Source organism: Nonomuraea sp. NPDC050733, assembly GCF_040654215.1.
Lineage (GTDB): Bacteria > Actinomycetota > Actinomycetes > Streptosporangiales > Streptosporangiaceae > Nonomuraea.
Map to the genome: position 1 here is coordinate 92,260 of NZ_JBFAHO010000013.1, position 19,162 is coordinate 111,421.

Annotated in this window: 19 protein-coding genes; 10 read left to right on the forward strand and 9 right to left on the reverse strand. The window is 73.3% G+C overall.

Features of this window, described 5'->3' with window-relative positions:
• Position 1: 1 nt before the first annotated feature.
• Positions 2 to 946: a BadF/BadG/BcrA/BcrD ATPase family protein gene (locus tag AB0H64_RS22055; protein WP_357627307.1), complete on the reverse strand. Its 945-nt coding sequence runs from the start codon at positions 944 to 946 to the stop codon at positions 2 to 4.
• 79 nt (positions 947 to 1,025) lie between these two features.
• On the opposite strand from AB0H64_RS22055, the gene AB0H64_RS22060 reads away from it, so the two are divergent.
• Genes AB0H64_RS22060 through AB0H64_RS22085 form a run of 6 tightly spaced genes read left to right on the forward strand, consistent with a single transcriptional unit; the run spans position 1,026 to position 6,802 of the window.
• Positions 1,026 to 1,895, forward strand: a complete 870-nt coding sequence (locus AB0H64_RS22060; RefSeq protein ID WP_357627309.1) for a MurR/RpiR family transcriptional regulator — start codon at positions 1,026 to 1,028, stop codon at positions 1,893 to 1,895.
• Positions 1,896 to 2,630, forward strand: a complete 735-nt coding sequence (locus AB0H64_RS22065; RefSeq protein ID WP_357627311.1) for an SIS domain-containing protein — start codon at positions 1,896 to 1,898, stop codon at positions 2,628 to 2,630.
• Between the two features lie 19 nt (positions 2,631 to 2,649).
• A complete protein-coding gene (ngcE, locus tag AB0H64_RS22070; RefSeq protein ID WP_357627314.1) occupies positions 2,650 to 4,065 on the forward strand; it encodes an N-acetylglucosamine/diacetylchitobiose ABC transporter substrate-binding protein in 1,416 nt (471 codons plus the stop codon).
• Positions 4,065 to 4,979, forward strand: coding sequence for a sugar ABC transporter permease (locus AB0H64_RS22075; RefSeq protein ID WP_357627316.1), 915 nt, complete (start codon positions 4,065 to 4,067; stop codon positions 4,977 to 4,979). The genes ngcE and AB0H64_RS22075 overlap by 1 nt, the downstream gene beginning before the upstream one ends.
• On the forward strand, positions 4,979 to 5,896 hold the full coding sequence (locus AB0H64_RS22080; RefSeq protein ID WP_357627319.1) for a carbohydrate ABC transporter permease: 918 nt from the start codon (positions 4,979 to 4,981) through the stop codon (positions 5,894 to 5,896). Before AB0H64_RS22075 ends, AB0H64_RS22080 begins: the two co-directional genes overlap by 1 nt.
• A 60-nt stretch (positions 5,897 to 5,956) precedes the next feature.
• The gene (locus AB0H64_RS22085) at positions 5,957 to 6,802 is read left to right on the forward strand and encodes an aminoglycoside phosphotransferase family protein (RefSeq protein ID WP_357627322.1); all 846 of its coding nucleotides are present in this window, start codon (positions 5,957 to 5,959) and stop codon (positions 6,800 to 6,802) included.
• On the opposite strand, the gene metE is transcribed toward AB0H64_RS22085, so the two are convergent.
• Positions 6,795 to 8,975, reverse strand: coding sequence for a 5-methyltetrahydropteroyltriglutamate--homocysteine S-methyltransferase (gene metE, locus AB0H64_RS22090; protein ID WP_357627325.1), 2,181 nt, complete (start codon positions 8,973 to 8,975; stop codon positions 6,795 to 6,797). The two genes, AB0H64_RS22085 and metE, sit on opposite strands and share 8 nt — an antisense overlap.
• Positions 8,976 to 9,063: 88 nt before the next feature.
• On the opposite strand from metE, the gene AB0H64_RS22095 reads away from it, so the two are divergent.
• Positions 9,064 to 9,903, forward strand: coding sequence for a LysR family transcriptional regulator (locus tag AB0H64_RS22095; RefSeq protein ID WP_357627527.1), 840 nt, complete (start codon positions 9,064 to 9,066; stop codon positions 9,901 to 9,903).
• A gap of 21 nt (positions 9,904 to 9,924) precedes the next feature.
• Here AB0H64_RS22095 and AB0H64_RS22100 read toward each other — a convergent pair whose 3' ends face one another.
• Entirely contained in the window at positions 9,925 to 10,617 is a 693-nt protein-coding gene (locus tag AB0H64_RS22100) for a DNA alkylation repair protein (protein WP_357627326.1), read from the reverse strand.
• Positions 10,614 to 11,285 (reverse strand): TetR/AcrR family transcriptional regulator, encoded by a 672-nt coding sequence (locus tag AB0H64_RS22105; protein ID WP_310716515.1) that lies wholly within the window; start codon positions 11,283 to 11,285, stop codon positions 10,614 to 10,616. Before AB0H64_RS22105 ends, AB0H64_RS22100 begins: the two co-directional genes overlap by 4 nt.
• 98 nt (positions 11,286 to 11,383) lie before the next feature.
• On the opposite strand from AB0H64_RS22105, the gene AB0H64_RS22110 reads away from it, so the two are divergent.
• The 3 genes from AB0H64_RS22110 (at position 11,384) to AB0H64_RS22120 (ending at position 14,797) form a co-directional block, all read left to right on the forward strand.
• Complete coding sequence (locus AB0H64_RS22110) at positions 11,384 to 12,535, forward strand: acetyl-CoA C-acetyltransferase (protein WP_357627329.1); 1,152 nt, start codon at positions 11,384 to 11,386, stop codon at positions 12,533 to 12,535.
• Positions 12,536 to 12,597: 62 nt separating this feature from the next.
• Positions 12,598 to 14,121: a glycoside hydrolase family 3 N-terminal domain-containing protein gene (locus AB0H64_RS22115; protein WP_357627331.1), complete on the forward strand. Its 1,524-nt coding sequence runs from the start codon at positions 12,598 to 12,600 to the stop codon at positions 14,119 to 14,121.
• 4 nt (positions 14,122 to 14,125) lie between these two features.
• Positions 14,126 to 14,797: a pentapeptide repeat-containing protein gene (locus tag AB0H64_RS22120; RefSeq protein WP_357627334.1), complete on the forward strand. Its 672-nt coding sequence runs from the start codon at positions 14,126 to 14,128 to the stop codon at positions 14,795 to 14,797.
• Positions 14,798 to 14,809: 12 nt separating this feature from the next.
• On the opposite strand, the gene AB0H64_RS22125 is transcribed toward AB0H64_RS22120, so the two are convergent.
• From AB0H64_RS22125 to AB0H64_RS22145, 5 genes are read right to left on the reverse strand one after another with little or no spacing between them, the layout of a single operon-like run.
• Positions 14,810 to 16,024: a hypothetical protein gene (locus AB0H64_RS22125; RefSeq protein WP_357627336.1), complete on the reverse strand. Its 1,215-nt coding sequence runs from the start codon at positions 16,022 to 16,024 to the stop codon at positions 14,810 to 14,812.
• Positions 16,021 to 16,548: a sigma-70 family RNA polymerase sigma factor gene (locus tag AB0H64_RS22130; protein ID WP_357627339.1), complete on the reverse strand. Its 528-nt coding sequence runs from the start codon at positions 16,546 to 16,548 to the stop codon at positions 16,021 to 16,023. The genes AB0H64_RS22125 and AB0H64_RS22130 overlap by 4 nt, the downstream gene beginning before the upstream one ends.
• A gap of 50 nt (positions 16,549 to 16,598) precedes the next feature.
• Positions 16,599 to 17,627 carry a nitronate monooxygenase gene (locus AB0H64_RS22135; protein WP_357627342.1) on the reverse strand — a complete coding sequence of 343 codons (1,029 nt, stop codon included), beginning with the start codon at positions 17,625 to 17,627 and terminating at the stop codon, positions 16,599 to 16,601.
• Positions 17,624 to 18,370, reverse strand: a complete 747-nt coding sequence (locus AB0H64_RS22140) for a CoA-transferase (protein WP_357627344.1) — start codon at positions 18,368 to 18,370, stop codon at positions 17,624 to 17,626. The genes AB0H64_RS22135 and AB0H64_RS22140 overlap by 4 nt, the downstream gene beginning before the upstream one ends.
• Positions 18,354 to 19,145, reverse strand: a complete 792-nt coding sequence (locus AB0H64_RS22145; RefSeq protein ID WP_357627530.1) for a CoA-transferase — start codon at positions 19,143 to 19,145, stop codon at positions 18,354 to 18,356. The genes AB0H64_RS22140 and AB0H64_RS22145 overlap by 17 nt, the downstream gene beginning before the upstream one ends.
• Positions 19,146 to 19,162: the final 17 nt, after the last annotated feature.

Genomic DNA, 19,162 nt, shown 5'->3' on the forward strand with positions numbered 1-19,162 from the left:
ATCAGGAGACGGCGGTGAAGAGCGGGTGCAGCTCGCGCGCCCGCTCCGGCGCGAGCAGGTCGCGGGCCGCGAGCCAGGCCGCCGCCCCGGCCCCGTCGCCCGCCGTCGTCACCTCACGGCCCGTCAGCAGCGCCCCCACCGCCTGCCGGACGGGCCCGTCACTGGTGAGCACGCTCCCGGCCAGCACGGTCGGCCCGGACACATGGACGCGCCCGACCGTGGCCGCCAGGTGACCGGCCGCCTCCCGGACGATCTCCATGGCCATCGGGTCGCCCGCCGTGGCGGCCCGGCTCACCAGCGCCGACAGCGACGCCAGCCGCATGTGGTCGGCCTGGGCGAGCCGCACGATCCGGTCGGCGTCGGCGCGGGTCGTGGCGCCCCGCCACCCGCCCAGGAAGTCATGGAGGACCAGCTCGACGAGCGTCCCCTCGCGCGTGCCCCGGTCGAGGGCCGCGACCACCGCCTTGGCCGCGGCGCGGCCGATCCAGAAGCCGGAGCCCGCGTCGCCCAGCAGCCAGCCGAGCCCGTCGGCGATGGCCGCCAGCTCGTGGCCGGTGATGCGGGCGGCGACCGCGCCGGTGCCCGACAGCAGCAGCGAGCCCGACGGCTCGGGCGTGCCCGCCACGTACGCGATCACCACGTCGCCCGTCACCCGGGGCCCGGTGGCGATGCCGTGGTCGGCCCACACCTTGGCCAGCTCGGGGCCCAGCTCCGCGACCTGGCCGGCCACGCCCGCCAGCGAGGCCACCACCCGTGACGGGTCCAGGCCGTGGAGCGCCCGCCCGAGGGCGTCGCCGATCGCCGCGACCGCCTTGCCGAGGCCGTGGGCGCTGGGATTGCCGGCGCCGGACCGGGCGTAGCCGGCGCGGGACCCGTCCAGGGCGTGCACCGCCACCCGGGTGGAGGTGGCTCCGGCGTCCACCCCGATCACGAACGAGTTCGTCACGGTCCGATTCTGGGTCTTGACGCGACCGGTAAGCAAGAATAATTTTCACCAGAAGACCGAGTATTCGGAAGGAATATTCGTGACTTCAGGAGCTCTCGGGCGCGTCGAAACAGAACTGCCCGGTCTGCCGGAGGCGTTGCGCCGGGTCGGCGAGGTGATCCTCGGCGACCCCGCCGAGGCCGCCCGGTCGACGATCATCGCGCTCGCGGAGCGGGCGGGCAGCTCGCCCGCCACCGTCACGCGGTTCTGCCGCGCGTTCGGGTTCTCCGGCTACGCCGAGCTGAGGGTGGCGCTCGCCACCGAGACCGGCCGGGCCGCGCAGGCGGGCTGGGGCGCGGGCGTGGGCCACGAGATCGGCCCCGACGATCCCCTCGACTCGGCCATCGAGGTCATGGCCGCCGCCGACGCCCGCCTCATCCAGGACACCGCCGCCCAGCTCGACTCCGAGACCGTCGCCCGGGTGGCCGACGCCGTCGTCGCCGCCGCACGCGTGCTGCTCGTCGGCGTCTCCACCAGCGGCAACGTCGCCACCATGCTCGAAGGCCGGCTGCGCCGCATCGGCATCCCCTGCTGGAGCGCGGGCGACGCGCACGTCGCGCTGTCGGATGCCGCGCTGCTGGGCGAGGGCGACCTCGCGCTCGGCATCAGCCACCGGGGCCGCACCCGGGAGGTGATGGAGGCGCTGGCCGAGGCCGGCAGCCACGGCGCGACGACGGTCGCCGTCACCTCCTTCGCCCGCTCGCCGCTGGCCGACCTGGCCGACCTGGTGCTCACGACGGCCAGCCGGGAGACCACGTTCCGGCTCGGCGGGCTCGCCGCCGTCCACTCGCAGCTGTTCGTGCTGGACGCCGTCTACGTGGCGGTCGCCCAGCGCACCTACGAGCGCACCAACGAGGCGTTCGAGCGGACCATCAGAGCCGTGGAGAGCCACCGGGTGGAGAGAGGCTGAATGACGTACGCGACCAAGGCCCTGGAGCTGGCGCAGCGGGTGGCCGAGACGCAGGCGGAGCCGGTGGGCCGGGCGGCGGGGCTGCTCGTCGCCGCGCTGCGGGCCGGCGGCGTGGTGAACGCCTTCGGCTCGGGGCACTCGGAGGCGATCGCCATGGAGATCGCCGGCCGGGCCGGCGGGCTGGTGCCCAGCAACCGGCTCTCGCCGCGCGACCTCGTCCTGTACGGCGGGGAGCCGCCCGGCGTGCTGACCCCCGAGCTGGAGCGCGACCCCGCGATCGCCCGGCGGATCTACGACCTGGCCCCGGTGGCGCCGCAGGACGTGTTCGTGCTGATCTCCAGCTCGGGCGTCAACGGCACGGTGGTGGAGCTGGCCACGATCGTCAAGGACGGCGGCCACCCCCTGATCGCCATCACCTCGGTCGAGCACAGCACCCGGATGACCTCGCGGCACCCGTCCGGCCGCAGGCTGCTCGACCTGGCCGACGTCGTGCTCGACAACGGCTCCCCGTACGGGGACGCCGTCATGGAGCTGCCGGGCGGCGGCACGTACGGCGCGGTCTCCACGATCACCTCGGCGCTGCTCGCGGAGATGGTCGTCACCGAGGCGGTGGAGCGGATGGCGGCGCTCGGAGAGACGCCGCCCATCTACCTGTCGGTCAACGTGACCGGCGGCGACGAGCACAACAAGGCCCTGGAGAGCCGCTACGCGGGGCGCATCAGACGCGGAGCCTGAAAGTCAGGAGTACAGCAATATGTCCAACACCCCCCACAACATCACCCGGCGCCAGCTCCTCCGGAGCGCCGCGCTCGTCCCCGTGGCCGGCGCGCTCGCCGCCTGCGCCACCCCGGCCTCCAAGACGCCGGCCTCCTCGTCGGCGGCGCCGGTCGCGACCAGCGCCGCCAACCCGTTCGGCGTGGCGGCGGACAAGCCGCTGGAGGTCTGGATCTTCGACGGCGGCTTCGGCACCGCCTACGCCAAGGACATCCACCAGCCGCTCTACAAGAGCAAGTACCCGCAGGCGCAGATCAAGGTCGAGTCCACCAAGGAGATCACCAAGGTCCTGCAGCCCCGCTTCGCCGGCGGCAATCCGCCCGACGTCATCGACAACTCCGGCGCCAACGCCATGGACTTCGGCGCCCTCGCCCAGGACGGCCAGCTCCACGACCTCGGCCCGCTGCTCGACGCGCCGAGCTGGGACGACCCCAACGTCAAGGTGCGCGACCTGCTGGACCCGGCCGTCGTCGAGATCGGCACCTACGACGGCAAGTTCAGCGTGCTCGGCTACGTCAACTACATCTTCGGCATCTGGTACTCCCAGAAGGTCTTCCGGGACAAGGGCTGGCAGGTGCCGAAGACCTGGGACGAGTTCACCAAGCTCTGCGACACGATCAAAAAGTCCGGCGAGATGGCCCCGTTCACCTACGCCGGCAAGTTCCCGCAGTACCTCTACGAGCCGCTGCTGACCCTGGCCGCCAAGATCGGCGGGCCGGAGGTCCTCATCAACATCGACAACCTGGAGGACGGCGCCTGGACCAGCGAGCCGATGAAGCAGTCGGCCGCCGCCTGGGCGGAGATCGGCGCCAAGTACCTCATGGAGGGCACCGCCGGCCTCGACCACGTGCAGACCCAGACCGCGCAGAACAAGTACAAGGTGGCCATGCTGCCCTCCGGGTCGTGGCTGGAGAACGAGCAGAAGTCGACCACGCCCGCCGACTTCGAGTACGGCATGTTCCCGCTGCCCGACTTCACCGGCTCCGACAAGATGCCGTACGGCACCCTGCACACCTCGCCCGGCGAGAACTTCATCGTCCCGGCCAAGGGCGCCAACCCCCAGGGCGGCATGGAGTACCTGCGCGCCATGCTGTCGAAGAAGGCGGCCGGCGACTTCAGCGAGCTGGTCCGCACCGTCTCGGTCGTCAAGGGCGCGGGCGAGGGCCGGCAGCTCTCCCCGGGCGCGGCGAGCGCGTCCAAGGCCGTCACCGCCGCGGGCGCCAACACCGTCACCTACCGCTGGCAGACCTGGTACGCCCAGATGAAGGACGAGGCCATCGCCGCCACCGGCGAGCTCATGACCGGCGGTCTCACCCCCGACAAGTACCTGGAGCGCCTGCAGAAGAAGGCCGACGAGATCAAGGGCGACTCCTCGATCAAGAAGTTCAAGCGCTGATGTTGTTCCAGCGCTACCGCCGCGGGCTGTTCATCACCGCGTTCCTCGCGGCCCCGGTGACGCTCTACCTGGTGTACGTCATCTCGCCGTACGTCCAGGCGTTCTACATCGCGATGACCGACTGGCGGGGTGTGAACGCCACGCCGCGCTTCGTGGGGTTCGAGAATTTCGTCCGGCTGTTCTCCGACGGGATCTTCTGGCAGGCGGTGCGGCACAACGCGGCGCTGCTCGTGCTGCTGCCGCTGCTGACGATCGTCATCGCGCTGTTCTTCGCCTTCCTGCTCAACGTGGGCGGCGGCAGCGGCGGCCTGAGCGGGATCAGGGGGTCGAAGCTCTACCGGGTGATCTTCTTCTTCCCGCAGGTGCTGGCCGTGGCCGTGGTGGCGGTGCTGTTCCAGCAGGTGTTCCGGCCGGACGGCAGCGGCATGCTCAACGGGCCGTTGATGGCGCTCGGGGCCAAGCCGGTCGGCTTCCTGTCGAACCCGGACGTCGCCTTCTGGTCGGTGCTCGGCGTCATGGTCTGGCAGGCCGTCGGGTTCTACGTGGTGCTCTTCTCCGCCGGGCTGGCCTCGATCCCGCGTGACATGTTCGAGGCGGCCCAGATCGACGGGGCCGGGCGGGGGAGCCTGTTCTTCCGCATCACGCTGCCGCTGCTGTGGGACACCGTCCAGGTGGCCTGGGTGTACCTGGGCATCCTGGCGCTGGACGTGTTCGCGGTCGTGTGGGTGATGACGGACCAGCACGGCGGGCCGGACTTCTCCACCACGGTCATGGCGGCCGAGATCTACCGCAACGCGTTCTCGTACTTCCGCTTCGGCTACGCCTCCGCGCTCGGCGTCGTGATGTTCTTCTTCACCGTCGGCTTCGCGATCATCTCGCTGCGCCTGTCGAGGCGCGAACGAATCGAGTACTGATGACAACGATGACCTCGGGGACGGTCGCCACGTCGCGCCGGGAGGCGCGGCGGGAGCGCCGGAAGCGGCTCGGGCCCCTGAGCGTGCTGTCGCACGTGGCGCTGCTGGTGTGGACCGTGCTGGTCGTGGTGCCGATCCTGTGGACGTTCCTCGCCTCGGTCAAGAGCGAGGACGAGATCTTCGGCGACGCCTGGTCGCTGCCCGAAACGCTGCGCTGGGACAACTTCGCCCGCGCCTGGGACCAGGCGCACATCGGGCAGTACACGCTCAACAGCGTCATCGTGGTGTCGTTCAGTACGTTCGGCACCATGCTGGTCGGGTCCATGGCGGCCTACGTGCTGGCCCGCTACTCCTTCCGCGGCAACCGGGCCTTCTACCTGCTGTTCGTCTCCGGGCTGGCCTTCCCCGTGTACCTGGCGCTGACCCCGCTGTTCTTCGTGGTGCAGAACATGGGCAACGTGCCGGTGCTCGGGCCGTTCATCGGGCTCAACACCCACGCCGGGCTGGTGCTCGTCTACATCGCGTACTCGATGCCGTTCACCGTGTTCTTCCTGGCGGCCTTCTTCCGGACGCTGCCGACGGCGGTCGGGGAGGCGGCCATGGTGGACGGCGCCTCGCACACCCGCGTGTTCTTCCAGATCATGCTGCCCATGGCCAGGCCCGGCATCGTCAGCGTCACCATCTTCAACGTCCTCGGCCAGTGGAACCAGTACCAGCTCCCGCTGGTGCTGCTCCAGGAGCGCGACAAGTGGGTGCTCACCCAGGGCATCGCCGACATCTCCACCGCCGCGGGCTACGACCAGGACTGGTCGGCGCTGTTCGCCGCCCTGACCTTGGCCATCCTGCCCATGCTGGTCGTCTACACGATCTTCCAGCGGCAGATCCAGGCCGGGCTGACCGCCGGGGCGCTGAAGTGACCGTGTGACGGGAGTCGCGGGGACCTCGCCCGCCGGGCGCGGCGGGCCTAGGCTGCGGATGTGATCGCCGACATCCGCGCGCTGCTGGCCCGCCGTCTGCCCGGCCACGAGGTGCGTTCCATCGTCCGGCTCGGCCAGGGCCTGGACAACGTCGTGTACGAGGTCGACGGCGAGCTGATCGTCCGGGGCGCCAAGGTCGCCGACGGCGACGCCACCCGGCGTGAGGCCGCGCTGCTCGCCGCCGTGCGGGACATCTCCCCGCTGCCGGTGCCCGAGGTCGTCTTCAGCGATCCGGACGCCGCCGTCATCGCGTACCGCAAGCTGCCCGGCCGGCCGCTCAACCTGAGCCCGGTGCCCGACCCGGGCCTGCTGGCCGAGCCCCTGGGAGCGTTCCTCAGCGCCTTGCACGCCGCCCCGGCCGACGGGCTGCGCGAGCTCGCCCCGCCCGACCACTACCCCGCGCCGACGCTGCTCCAGGACGCCGGCCAGGACTACCGCGACGTGGAGTCGCACGTCCCGGAGGAGCACCGCCCGCTGGTCGAGGCGTTCCTGCGCGCCCCGGTGCCCGCCGAGACGGACACCGTGCGCTTCTGCCACAACGACCTCGGCGCCGAGCACCTGCTCGCCGACCCGGAGACGGGCCTGCTGACGGGCGTCATCGACTGGACCGACGCGGCGCTGACCGACCCGGCCCACGACTTCGCCCGGATCTACCGCGACCTCGGCCCCGAGGTGTTCGAGGCGACCGCGGCCCACTACGACGGCGGCCTCGGCGAGGACGACCGGGACAGGGTCCGCTTCTACGCCCGGTGCGCCCTCATCGAGGACCTGGCCTACGGCCTGAGCACGGGCCCCCGGCGATACGCGGACGCCGCCCTCGCCCATCTGGCCCGTACCTTCAGCTGAGGGTGAGCTCCGCGCGCAGGCGGCGCGTGGCGTCCACCACGTTCGCCAGCGCCGCCTCGACCTGCTCGTACGTGCGTGTCTTCAGCCCGCAGTCCGGGTTCACCCAGAGCCGCCCGGCCGGCAGCGCCTTCAGCGCCTCGCGCAGCAGCCGCTCGACCTCCTCGTCGCCCGGCACCCGCGGCGAGTGGATGTCGTACACCCCGGGCCCGAGCCCGCGCCCGAACCCGCCGACCGCGCCGAGGATGCGCCCGCCCGACCGCGCCGACTCCACCGTGGTGACGTCCGCGTCCAGGCCGTCGATCGCGGCGAGGATCTGGTTGGCGTCCGAGTAGCACAGGTGCGTGTGGATCTGCGTGGCCTCGCCCGCGCCCGACGTGGCCCGGCGGTACGCGGCGACGGCCCACTCCAGGTAGTCCGCCTGGGAGGCGCGCCGCAGCGGCAGCAGCTCCCGCAGCGCCGGCTCGTCCACCTGGATGACCGGCACCCCGGCCGCCTCCAGGTCCCGCACCTCCTCCCGGATGGCCTCCGCCACCTGGAACACCACGTCGCGCAGCGGCAGGTCGTCCCGGACGAACGACCAGGCCACGATCGTGACGGGGCCCGTGAGCATGCCCTTGACCGGCCGGTCCGTCAGCGACCGCGCGTAGCGGGCCCAGCGGACCGTGATGGGCGACGGCCGGCCGACGTCGCCGTGCAGGATCGGCGGCCGCGTGCAGCGCGAGCCGTACGACTGGACCCAGCCCTCGCGGGTGACCGCGAAGCCGTCCAGGTGCTCGGCGAAGTACTGCACCATGTCGTTGCGCTCCGGCTCTCCGTGGACGAGGACGTCGAGGCCGAGCCGCTCCTGGGTCCGGACGGCCCGCTCGATCTCCGCCTCGACCCGCCGCTCGTACTCCTCCTCGGACAGCGTCCCCGCCGCGACGGCGGCGCGGGCGGCGCGCAGCTCGCCGGTCTGCGGGAACGACCCGATCGTGGTGATCGGCAGCACCGGCAGCCCCAGCCGCTCGGCCTGCGCGGCGGCCCGCACGGCGTACGGCGCCCGCTCGCCGGCCGGGACGGGCGCGGCCAGCGGCACCGACGGCGCGGCGGGGGCCGGGCCGTCCCAGGCCGAGCGGGCCAGCTCGACCACCTCGGCGACCTTCTGCTCGGCGAACGCCAGCCGCGCCCGCAGCGCCGGGTCGAGGCCGGTCTCGACCTCCACGTCGTACGGCACGTGCAGCAGCGAGCAGGACGTGCCGACCACCACGTGCGCGGCGTGCTCGCGGACCGTCCGCAGCGCGTGCGCCGCCCGCTCCGGCGAGGTGCGCCACACGTCGCGCCCGGACACCACGCCCGCCACCACGGTCTTGCCGGCCAGCGCCGCGGCGCCGTCCAGGCCGCCGCGCACCAGGTCCAGGCCGATCGCCTCCACCGGGGTGGCCGCCAGAACCGGCAGCGCCTCGCCCAGGTCGCCGAAGGAGGCGGCGACGAGCAGTCCGGGCCGCCCGGCGACGGCCCCGAGCCGCTCGTACGCCTCCCGCACCGCGGCCAGCTCGGCGGCCCCGAGGTCCGTCACCAGCGCGGGCTCGTCGAGCTGGACCCACGCCACCCCTTCGGCGGCCAGCCGCGTCAGCAGCTCCTCGTAGCAGGCCAGCACGTCGCCGAGCCGGTCCAGCGCCGCCGCGCCCCGCTCCGACAGCAGCAGGAACGTCACCGGGCCCACCACCACGGGCCGCGTCTCCAGACCCAGCGCCCGAGCCTCCCGCACCTCGCCGAGCGGCTTGGCGGCGTCCAGCGCGAACGCGGTGTCCGGGCCCACCTCCGGCACGATGTAGTGGTAGTTGGTGTCGAACCACTTCGTCATCCGCAGCGGCGCCAGCCCGTCCGTGCCGCGGGCCATGGCGAAGTAGGGGTCCTCCGCGTCCAGGTACCTCGCCGGCACCGCCCCCAGCAGCACCGCCGTGTCGAGCACGTGGTCGTAGAGGGAGAACGTGTTGGACGGCAGCGCCTCCAGCCCCAGCTCGGCGAGGCGGCGCCAGGTCCGCTCACGCAGCTCGGCGCCGGCCCGGTCCAGCTCCTCACGGGTCGAGCGGCCGTCCCAGTACGCCTCCAGGGCGCGCTTCAGCTCCCGGCGCGGGCCGATGCGGGGATAACCCAGCACGGTGGATCGGGGAAAGGCGGGCGGCACGGACATGTCTGCTCCCTGCGTCGTCGTGGCGTGATCAATGCTGGGAATCGTGCCCGCTGCCCCCGGGTGGGTGCACCATGGATTCGTGACGCTTATGCTCCGGGAGATCCAGTGCTTCGCCCGGGTGGCGGACCGGCTCAGCTTCTCGGGGGCCGCCGCCGACCTCGGCATGTCGCAGCCCGCCATGAGCCAGGCGATCACCCGGCTGGAGCGCGCGGCCGGCGTCCGTCTCTTCGAGCGCAGCGCCCGTGCCGTGCGGCTCACGGCGGAGGGCAGGGCGCTGCTGCCGTACGCGGAGCGGGTGCTGGAGTCGGCGTCGGCGTTCTCGGCGGAGGCGGCGCGGCTGGCCCGGCCGTCCATTCACCTCGCTTATCCACCGCTCATCGGCCCGCTGGCTGCCCGCGTCGCCAGGAGGCTGGCCGCGCGCACCCCGCCCGTCGGCGTGGAGCTGCGCGTCGCCGGCCGCGCCGAGGCGTCCGCGGCCCTAGCCGGGGGAGAGGTGTCGGCCGCGGTGCTCGCCATCCCGGCGCCCGCGCAGTTCGTCACCGGGGCCCGCTTCCACGTCTCCGTGGACCATCTGGCCGTGCCCGCCGGGCATCCCCTGGCCGCGCGTCCCCGGGTCATGCCCCAGGACCTGGCCGGCCGCACGGTGCTGGCGCCGGGCGGGCGGCCGTGGCCGGGCCTGCCGGGCCGGCCGCGGGCGGTGCCCGGCGACGACTTCGCCGCGGCGCTCGACCTGGTCGCGGCCGGCGCGGGGCTGCTGCCCGCGCCGCAGCTCCTGGTGCGGGCGGTGCGCCGCGACGACGTGACGTTCGTCCCGCTGGCGGTGGGGGACCTGCGGATCACCTACGGGCTGGCCTGGTCGCGGGAGCGGGTCACGCCCGAGCTGATGGCGCTCGTGCAGGCCGTCCAGGACGCCTTGTGGACGCGCTGACGTCCTCTGGTCCGGAGGGCGTCAGGCGACCGGCAGGTTCTTCAGCGCCTCGCGGCGGCTGAGGCCGCTGATGCCCTTGGCCCGCACGTAGCGGACGACCTCGTCGGGATTGGTCTTGGCGTACTCGCGCAGCGCCCACCCGATCGCCTTGCGGGCGAAGAAGTCGTTGTCGGACAGGCTCGGCTCGATGCAGGCGTAGAGCAGGGCGGTGTCGGTGCGGCGCTTGAACCGGTTCTGGCACAGGATGGCCGTGCGCCGCTTCCACAGGTCGTCGGCGTGCGCCCACTCCAGCACCAGGGGCCGCATCGCGCCCGGGAACGCGGCCAGCAGCCCGCCCATCCGGTGCGTGGCCAGCTCGTCGACCAGGTCCCACCAGGCGCCGCTGACGATCATCTCCTCGTACATCGGCACCGTGTAGAGCGTCTGGAACTCGCGGTAGTGGGCGTGGCCGGTCAGCTCGATCGCCGCGTAGCGCTCCTCGCGGTACTCGGCCTCGCGCCACAGCGCGAGCACGGCGTGCCGCCACTCCGGCGCGGTGGCCATGCGGTGCCCGGCGAAGACGCGCTTGAGCGCGGCCCGCCGCGGCGCCGCCTGGACGCCGAGGAAGGGCATCGCGGACTTCATGTACGCCTGCATGAGCGGGGCCTTGGCGGGCTCGGCCGCCTCCAGCAGGGCCGCGCGCACCGCGACGCGGACCGTCTCGGGAGCGCTCATCCCTGCTGGCTGCTGCGCTCGCCGGTGGCCAGGCCGTCGAAGAGCACCATGATGTAGTGCTCGGCCAGCCCCGTCGTGTTGAGCCGCCCGCCGGGGCGGAACCAGCGCACCGCCACCCAGATCGTGTCGCGGATCATCCGGTAGGTCAGCTTGGGATCCACGTCGGCGCGGAACTGCCCGGCCGCCTGGCCGGCCTTGATCTGCGCCACCCACATCTGCTCGACCTCGTCCTCGGCCTTGACGAGGTAGTTGAATCGCTCGAACTGGCGCAGGTAGTTCCAGTCGTTCTGCATGACGGTGATCGCGGCGCGGTGCGGCTCCAGCGTGCCGAAGCCGATGCGGACCATCTCCGACAGCACCGTGCGCGGGTCGGAGCCCGACTCCAGGGCGGCGCGGTAGCGGGCGATGAGGTCGTCGAGGAAGGTGGACAGCACCTCGTCGACGATCGTCTCCTTGGAGTCGAAGTGGTGGTAGAGACTTCCGGAGAGAATGCCCGCCTCTGTGGCGATCTCTCGTACGGTCGTGGCCTGGAAACCCTTGCGTGCGAAGATCTCCGCCGCGAGCTTGACCAGGTGATCGCGGCGCTCGGAGGCCGACCCCGAGGACGTCGCGCGCTGGCGCTTGGCGGGAGCGGCCGTGGTGGAGCTGGAGCTCTTACGCGTTGTCACGCCCTCCATTATGGGCCCTGGGACAATCGCTTGTTCACGGAAGTGTGCCTGCTCATCCGGCGTTCCCGGTGTGACCAAGCGCTTGCTACCATACAGGGGTGAACGAGGCCTACATCGTCGGCGCGGTCAGGACCCCGGTCGGGCGCAGGAACGGCGGCCTGGCCCGCGCCCACCCCGCCGACCTTGGCGCCCACGTGCTGAAGGAGCTGATGGCGCGCACCGGCGCCGACCCGGCCGCCGTGGAGGACGTGGTCCTCGGCTGCGTGGACACCATCGGGCCGCAGGCCGGCGACGTCGCCCGCACCTGCTGGCTGGCCGCCGGGCTGCCCGAGGAGGTGCCGGGCGTCACGGTCGACCGCCAGTGCGGCTCCTCGCAGCAGGCCCTGCACTTCGCCGCGCAGGCCGTGCTGTCCGGCACCGCCGACCTCGTGGTGGCGGGCGGCGTGCAGAACATGAGCATGGTCCCGATCTCCTCCGCGATGCTCGCGGGCGTGCCGCTCGGCCACGACACGCCCTACTCCGGCTCCAAGGGCTGGAGCCGGCGGTACGGCGCGCGGGAGGTGTCGCAGTTCGCCGGGGCCGAGCAGATCGCCGCCGCGTGGGACGTCTCGCGGGAGGAGATGGAGGCGTACGCCTACGCCTCGCACCGGCGGGCGATCGCCGCCGCCGACGAGGGCCGCTTCGCGCGGGAGATCACCCCGTACGAGGGCGTCGCCGCCGACGAGGGGCCGCGCCGCGACACGAGCCCGGAGCGGATGGCCGCGCTGAAGACCCTGGTGGACGGCGGCCGGCTCACCGCCGCGCTCGCCTCACAGATCTCCGACGGCGCCGCCGCCCTCCTCGTCGCCTCGGAGCGGGCCGTGCGGGAGCACGGGCTGACGCCGCGCGCCCGCGTCCACCACCTCTCGGTGCGCGCCGCCGACCCCGTCATGATGCTGTCCGCGCCGATCCCCGCCACCGCGTACGCGCTGCGCAGGGCCGGGATGGCGATCGAGGACATGGACGTCGTGGAGATCAACGAGGCGTTCGCCTCCGTCGTGCTGGCCTGGGTCAAGGAGACCGGCGCCGACCCGGCCCGCGTCAACCCCAACGGCGGCGCCATCGCGCTCGGCCATCCGCTCGGCGCGACCGGCGCCGTGCTGGCCGTCAAGCTGCTGCACGAGCTGGAGCGCACCGGCGGCAGGTACGGCCTGCAGACCATGTGCGAGGGAGGGGGCCAGGCCAACGTCACCATCCTGGAACGGCTCTGACACCGGCTGACGTCAGAAAATGCCACTAGCAAATAGGAAACTTTCCTATTAGATTGCGGGTCATGCCCATCAGCGCTGACCTGCTACGCCTGGCTGACGCCGTCATCATGCCGGGATTCGAGGGGAAGACCCCTCCCGACTGGCTCCGGCGCCGGCTCGGCCAGGGGCTGGGCGGCGTGGTGCTGTTCTCCCGCAACCTCGCCGGCCCCGAGCAGGTGGCCGCGCTGACCGCCGCCCTGCGCGCCGAGAACCCCTCCGTGCTCGTCGGCACCGACGAGGAGTCGGGCGAGGTGACGCGGCTGGAGGTGGGCACCGGCAGCAGCCGCCCCGGCGGCTACGCGCTCGGCGTCGTGGACGACGTGGCGCTGACCGAGGCCCTCGCCTGCGACCTGGGCGCGCAGCTCGCCGCGGCCGGCATCACCATCGACTTCGCCCCGTCCGCCGACGTCAACTCCAACCCCGACAACCCGGTCATCGGGCTGCGGTCGTTCGGCGCCGAGCCGGCGCTCGTCGCCCGCCACGCCCGCGCGTTCGTCCGCGGGCTCCAGTCCACCGGGGTGGCCGCGTGCGCCAAGCATTTCCCCGGCCACGGCGACACCTCCGTCGACTCCCACCACGGCGTGCCGGTCGTGGCGGCCGACGGGATCGAGGACGCGCTGCGCCCGTTCCGCGAGGTCATCGCCGAAGGGGTCAAGGCGATCATGACCGGGCACCTGCTCGTCCCGTCGTTCGACGGCGGGCTGCCCGCCACGCTCAGCCCCAAGATCCTCACCGGGCTGCTCCGTGAGGAGCTGGGCTTCGACGGGATGATCGTCACCGACGGCATCGAGATGACCGCCGTCTCCGGGGCGTACGGCATCGGCGGCGCGGCGGCCCGCGCCGTCGCGGCCGGCGCCGACGCGATCTGCGTCGGCGGCGAGCACGCCGACGAGGCCACCGCCGCCGGGGTGCGCGACGCCATCGCCACCGCCGTCACCGAAGGCGTGCTGCCCGAGGAGCGCTTGGCCGACGCCGCTCGCAGGGTCCGCGAGCTGGGCGCCTGGGCCGCCTCCTCGGGCAGCGCCGGCACCACGCGCCCTTCGCCGCCGGACGGCCGCACCGGGCCGGCCTCGCCGCCGGACGGGCGGATCGGGCTGGCCGCGGCTCGCCGGGCCGTCCGGGTCACCCGCCGCTCGGCCGCGCCCGTGCTCCCGCTCACCGTCGCGCCCCTGGTGGTCGAGCTCGCCCCCGAGATGAACCTGGCCATCGACAAGGCCACCCCCTGGGGCGTGGGGGAGCCGCTGGCCCGCCTGCTGCCCGGCACCGACGTCACCCGGCTCACCGCGGCGCAGGCCACCGGCCCGGCCCTGGAGGACCTGCTGCGCGGGGCCGCCGGGCGGCCGCTGGTCGTGGTCGTCCGCGACGCGCACCGCCACGCCTGGCAGGCCCAGGCGCTGCGCCACCTGCTCAGCGGCCGTCCCGACGCCGTGGTGGTCGAGATGGGCCTGCCCCGGCGCTCCGATCTCGGCGCCGTCCACATCGCCACGTACGGCTCGGCGCTCGTCTGCGGCCGGGCCGCGGCCGAGGTGATCACCGGTAGGCTCTGACGCCATGGACGTCGAAGGCGAGGACCTGTCCCACTCCGCGCTGACCGAGCGGCTCGCCCCCGGAGAGGTCCACGTCTTCCGCGGCTGCGACCTGACCGGCGCCGACCTGCGCGGCGCGGATCTCGGCGCCGCGCGCTTCGAGTCGTGCGTGCTGGAGACGGCCGACTTCCGCAAGGCCGACCTCGACGGGGCCGTCTTCAGCGGGGGCGGCGGGATGGGCGTGCGCTTCGACGACGCCGACCTCGTCGACGCCTCCTTCACCGACGTCGACCTGGCCTCCGCCCGGTTCGGCGGGGCGCTGCTGAGCGACGTCACGTTCACCGGGTGCCGCATGATCGGCGCGTCGCTGACCGCCACGCGCGGCACCGGGTTCAAGGTCAGCAGGTCCAACCTCACCATGGCCAACCTGGGCGGCTGCTCCCTGCGCGGCGAGCTCATCGAGGGCGTGCGCTTCGACGACGCCGACCTGTCGGGCTGCGACTTCACCGGGGCGACCTTCAGCGACAGCCGGCTGCGCGGCGCCAAGCTGCTGAAGACCGTCTTCGCCAAGGCCGACCTGCGCGGCGCCGACCTGGGCGAGCCCGACGACGCCAAGCTCAGGGCGCTCGCGGGCGCGATCGTCAACCCGGCGCAGGCGGCCGCCATCCTGGCCGCCCGCGGCATCACCGTGCTCTGACCTCCTTGCCGGTCATCGGGCGGCGGCGTGGGTCAGGTCGACGAGGACCTGCGTCCCGTGTCCCGTCCGATACCACGCCATGCCGTCCTGCAGGCGGAGGGGCGGCGAGGGCTTGTCCCCCTCGCGGGTCGGGGTGGAGAGCAGACCGGTGCGTCCCGTGGCGATGTCGTGCACGGCCGCGGCGCGCCTGCCCGTCGGGTCGCTCTGGTGGAGCAGGACGAAGCGGCCCGAGAGAAGCACGTCCGCGGCCCGCCCGGGGAACGCGCGCAGGCCCGTGCCGTCGCGCCGCCACGCCTCGGCACCGTTGAAGCACCACGTCAGCCCGCAGTCCGTCCACGACGTCCGCCCGGAGGGAGCTTTCACGTCGCGGCTCTCGCCCGTGACCACGTTCTTCAGGTGCTCCATGGGACGGGTGACAGGCTGATCCATCCATGACCCCTTCCGCGGCCAGCCGGCCCACGGCCACTCGGCCAGATGGAACCCCTTCGTCCCGCTGACCAGGTCCGCTCGGCCGCCTTTCAGCGGGACCCGGTAGACGCCGCCGTCCTGCGCCGACCACACGGCCATGCCGTCCGCGACGGTCAGATTCTGGGCGGCGAAGATCTGGTTCTCGCTGGTGCGCGTGGCGGGGAACGAGGCGAGGCGGCGCGGGACGCCTCCGGCGACGGGGACGGCCCAGATCTCCGCGTCGCGGTCGCGGAGCGCCGACCACGCCAGGTACCCGTCGCCGAAGACCAAGTCGCCGAAGACCAACGGGCCGTTCGCCCCGTACCTGTCCCTCGGGAGCGGGGCGATCCGGGCGAAGCGCCGCTTGTTCACGTCGTACGCGTAGATGGCGTCTCGCAGGTTCTTACCGAGCCCCCGTCCCACTACGACCCGGTCGCTGACGAACACATCCGGCCTGAACTCCCGGCCGCCCGGAGCCGTGGCCGGGATCTCGTGCACCGCGCCCGGCCACACCTGCCGGACCGGCGGCGCGAAGCCGACGGGGGAGGGCGTGGGCGGCGTGGGCCGCACGGCGGGGACGGGCGGGGTGACCGCGCGCGTGGCCACGACGGTGGCCGCCACCACGACGACGATCGCGGCCGCCACCGCCACCGGCGCCCACAACCTGGCGCCGGACCATCGCGCGGCCGGTCCGGGCAGGACACGCGGCGTCCCGTCGTCCCGCACGGTCTCGGCCTTGGCGGCCAGCGCGTCCCTGAGCCGATCCTCGAAGCCGGTCATGCCTGCACCTCCGGTTCTCCCAGTTCGCGCTTCAGCCGGTCCAGGGCCCTGGAGGCGGTGGACCGCACGGTGCTCTCCCGGACGCGCGTCGCCCGCGCGATGTCGGCGTCGGACAGATCGAGGTAGTAACGCAGGACGAGGACCTCGCGCTGCCGCCTGGGCAGCCGGCCCAGCGCGGCCAGCATCTCCGCGCGCGCCTCCCCGAGCAGCGCGGCGGTCTCGGCGGAGCCCACCGGCTCGTCCCGCCGTCCCGGCACCGCCCTGGCGGCGACGCCGCGCCTGCGCAGGACCGAGCGGGAGGCGTTCAGCACGCAGACGCGCACGTACGCGAGGCTCAGCGTCTCGGGACGCTTGCCGTGCAGCCTGGAGAAGACGTCCTGGACGACGTCCTCGGCGCTCTCCCGGTCGCCGACGAGCAGCAGGGCCAGGCGCACCAGAGCGAGCCAGTGCTCGCGATACAGGCCCGCCAGCACCGGCCCGGCGCCCGGCGGGGCGGGCGCGCGAGCGGCTGTCTCACTGTTCATGACCTATGAACGCGCGTCACCGCCGATCCGCTGCTTCTGCAGGACAAGCCTCAAGGAGCGGGCAGGCGCTTCAGCGTCGCCTCCGCCTCCGCCATGACCCGCCCGATCAGCTCCTCGCACGAGGGCAGGTCGCCGATCACCCCGACCACCTGGCCGGAGGCCATCACCCCGAGGTCGCCGCGCCCCTCCACCATGGCGGCCCGCAGCAGCACCGGAGTGTTCGCCGCCTGGAGCACCTGCGCCCAGGTCAGGTCGCGGCCGTGCCGCATGCGCCGCCCCTCCCGGATCATCGCGGCCCACGACAGCCCGGACAGCCGCCTGAACCGCGCCCCGTTGACCACCGCGCGCAGCAGCCGCGAGCGCTCCAGCGACTCCACGAACGGCGTGCGCAGCACCCGGTGCGGCACGCCGTCCACCTTGGTGGTGACCAGCGTGTCGGCCGTCTCCAGGTAGAGCCGCTTGACCGCGTCGGGCACCGGCGAGTCCCGGGTCAGCAGGAACCGCGTCCCCATGGCGATCCCGCACGCCCCGTACGCCAGCGCCGCCACCAGCCCGCGCCCGTCGAAGAAGCCCCCGGCGGCCACCACCGGGATGTCCACGGCGTCCACCACCTGCGGCAGCAGCAGCGTGGTGGCCAGCGGCCCGGTGTGCCCGCCGCCCTCGCCCCCCTGCACGATCACCGCGTCGACGCCCCAGGCGGCCACCTTCTCCGCGTGCCGCCGCGCCCCCACCGAGGGCATCGTCACCACGCCCGCGTCCGTCAACCGGGCGATCAGCTCCCTGCGCGGCGCCAGCGCGAACGAGGCCACCCGCACCCCTTCGCGGATCATCACCTCGACCCGCTCGGCGGCGTCGTCGGCGTCGGAGCGGATGTTCACCCCGAAGGGGGCGTCCGTGCGCTCCTTGACCGTTCTGATCGCGTTCGTCATCTCGGCCACCGACATCGTGGCCGCCGCGATGATTCCCAGGCCGCCCGCGCGGGAGGTGGCCGCGGCCAGCCGGGCGCCCGCCACGTACCCCATGCCGGTCTGCACGATCGGATGGCGGCAGCCGACGAGGTCGGTCAGCGCGGTCCTCACCTCGCGGCCCCCGCGCGCGGCCCGGGAACCTCGCGGTGGCGCAGCCCGCGCGGGTCCAGCACCTCGTCCAGCAGCCTCAGCTCCTCGCCGGTCGGCTCCCGCGTCTCGGGCACGCCGGCGGGCACGTCCAGCTCGAACCCCGTGGCCGCCACCACCTCCTCCACACTCACCCCGGGATGCGCGGAGACCAGCCGCATCGTGCCGCCCGGCCCGCCGAAGTCCAGCACGGCCAGGTCCGTCACCACCCGGCGCAGCTCGTACGCGCCCCTGTCGGTGCCGACGCCGCTGACCATGTCCACCTCCGGCACGAACACCCGGGGGGAGTGGCGCGGGATCCAGTAGCTCGTCGGGTCGCAGCGCGTGTTGCCCGGAGCGCCGCGCGCGCCGAGCAACTGCGCCTTCGGCATGCTCCAGTCGCCGATGCAGGAGATGTTCGAGTTGCCGTGCCGGTCGATCTGGCTCGCGCCCAGCATCACGTGCCGCCGGCCGTTCAGCACCAGCCACAGATGGTCGCGGAACGGCAGCCACCCCTCGACCACCTCCGGCGCCTCGCCCAGCGCGGGCACGTCGCCGGTGAGCAGGCAGACGCCGTCGTGCGTCAGCAGGTCCGGCTCGAACGTCAGCCGCGCCAGGCGCGCACCCAGCACCGTGACGGCACCGCCGATGCCGGCCGCGAGGATCTCGCCGTCGCCCCTGAACGCCTCGGCGCACGCCACCACGCACACATCAGCCCTGCTCGCCACGGGCGTACTCCTCCCAGGGTGTCTCCACGTACCGCCGCTGCGCCTCCTCGTCGCGCCCGTAGTCGGGCTCGCACGCGGTGAAGCCCGCCCCGCCCGGCGCCTCCACCACCCCGGTCACCATCGACCTGCTGACCAGCAGCGACTGCACCGGTCCCTCCTTCAGCAGGTCCGCGGTGTCCACCAGCCGCTCGCACGACACGTAGGCGCTCGTCGCCGCCTTGACGTACAGGTCGTCGAAGTACGGGTCCGGGCCGAGGTACTGGGCGTTGCCGCGCGGGTCGGCCCGGTTCAGGTGGACCAGCGCGGCGTCCAGGGTGAGCGCGGGCACGGCCACCAGCTCCTCCCCGTCCCCGTGCTCGTCGCCGTAGGGGGATCGGATGGTCCGCAGGTCCGGGTTGACCCGCAGCACGTCCGAGCCGAGTCCCGCCCGGGTCGGCAGGAACGGCAGCCGGTGCGCCGCCGCCAGCAGCCCGAACATGAACATGCCCTCGTCGTACTCGGTGAACTCGACGGCCCCGCTCTGACGGGCCCTGCGGAAGTGGGGTTCGAGCGGGACGGAGTCGAGCGTCACGAACGGGGCGACGACCCTGCGCGCCTTGCCCGCGGCGCACAGCATCCCCACGTCCGGCCCGCCGTACGAGACGATCGTGAGATCGCGCAGCGGGGATCGGAGCAGGCCGCGGACGAGGGCCATGGGCTTGCGCCGCGACCCCCACCCGCCGATCCCGATCGTCATCCCGCTCTCCAACCGGCCGACGACCTCCTCGACGGTCATGACCTTGCTTCTGACGG

What these genes read in the sequence shown, in the direction of transcription:
- AB0H64_RS22130 (WP_357627339.1), bottom strand. Translation starts at nt 16,548, where the DNA reads ATGAACAGTGAGACAGCCGCTCGCGCGCCCGCCCCGCCGGGCGCCGGG.
- AB0H64_RS22080 (WP_357627319.1), top strand. Translation starts at nt 4,979, where the DNA reads ATGACAACGATGACCTCGGGGACGGTCGCCACGTCGCGCCGGGAGGCG.
- AB0H64_RS22115 (WP_357627331.1), top strand. Translation starts at nt 12,598, where the DNA reads ATGCCCATCAGCGCTGACCTGCTACGCCTGGCTGACGCCGTCATCATG.
- AB0H64_RS22100 (WP_357627326.1), bottom strand. Translation starts at nt 10,617, where the DNA reads ATGAGCGCTCCCGAGACGGTCCGCGTCGCGGTGCGCGCGGCCCTGCTG.
- AB0H64_RS22075 (WP_357627316.1), top strand. Translation starts at nt 4,065, where the DNA reads ATGTTGTTCCAGCGCTACCGCCGCGGGCTGTTCATCACCGCGTTCCTC.
- AB0H64_RS22125 (WP_357627336.1), bottom strand. Translation starts at nt 16,024, where the DNA reads ATGACCGGCTTCGAGGATCGGCTCAGGGACGCGCTGGCCGCCAAGGCC.
- metE (WP_357627325.1), bottom strand. Translation starts at nt 8,975, where the DNA reads ATGTCCGTGCCGCCCGCCTTTCCCCGATCCACCGTGCTGGGTTATCCC.
- ngcE (WP_357627314.1), top strand. Translation starts at nt 2,650, where the DNA reads ATGTCCAACACCCCCCACAACATCACCCGGCGCCAGCTCCTCCGGAGC.
- AB0H64_RS22120 (WP_357627334.1), top strand. Translation starts at nt 14,126, where the DNA reads ATGGACGTCGAAGGCGAGGACCTGTCCCACTCCGCGCTGACCGAGCGG.
- AB0H64_RS22065 (WP_357627311.1), top strand. Translation starts at nt 1,896, where the DNA reads ATGACGTACGCGACCAAGGCCCTGGAGCTGGCGCAGCGGGTGGCCGAG.
- AB0H64_RS22095 (WP_357627527.1), top strand. Translation starts at nt 9,064, where the DNA reads ATGCTCCGGGAGATCCAGTGCTTCGCCCGGGTGGCGGACCGGCTCAGC.
- AB0H64_RS22145 (WP_357627530.1), bottom strand. Translation starts at nt 19,145, where the DNA reads ATGACCGTCGAGGAGGTCGTCGGCCGGTTGGAGAGCGGGATGACGATC.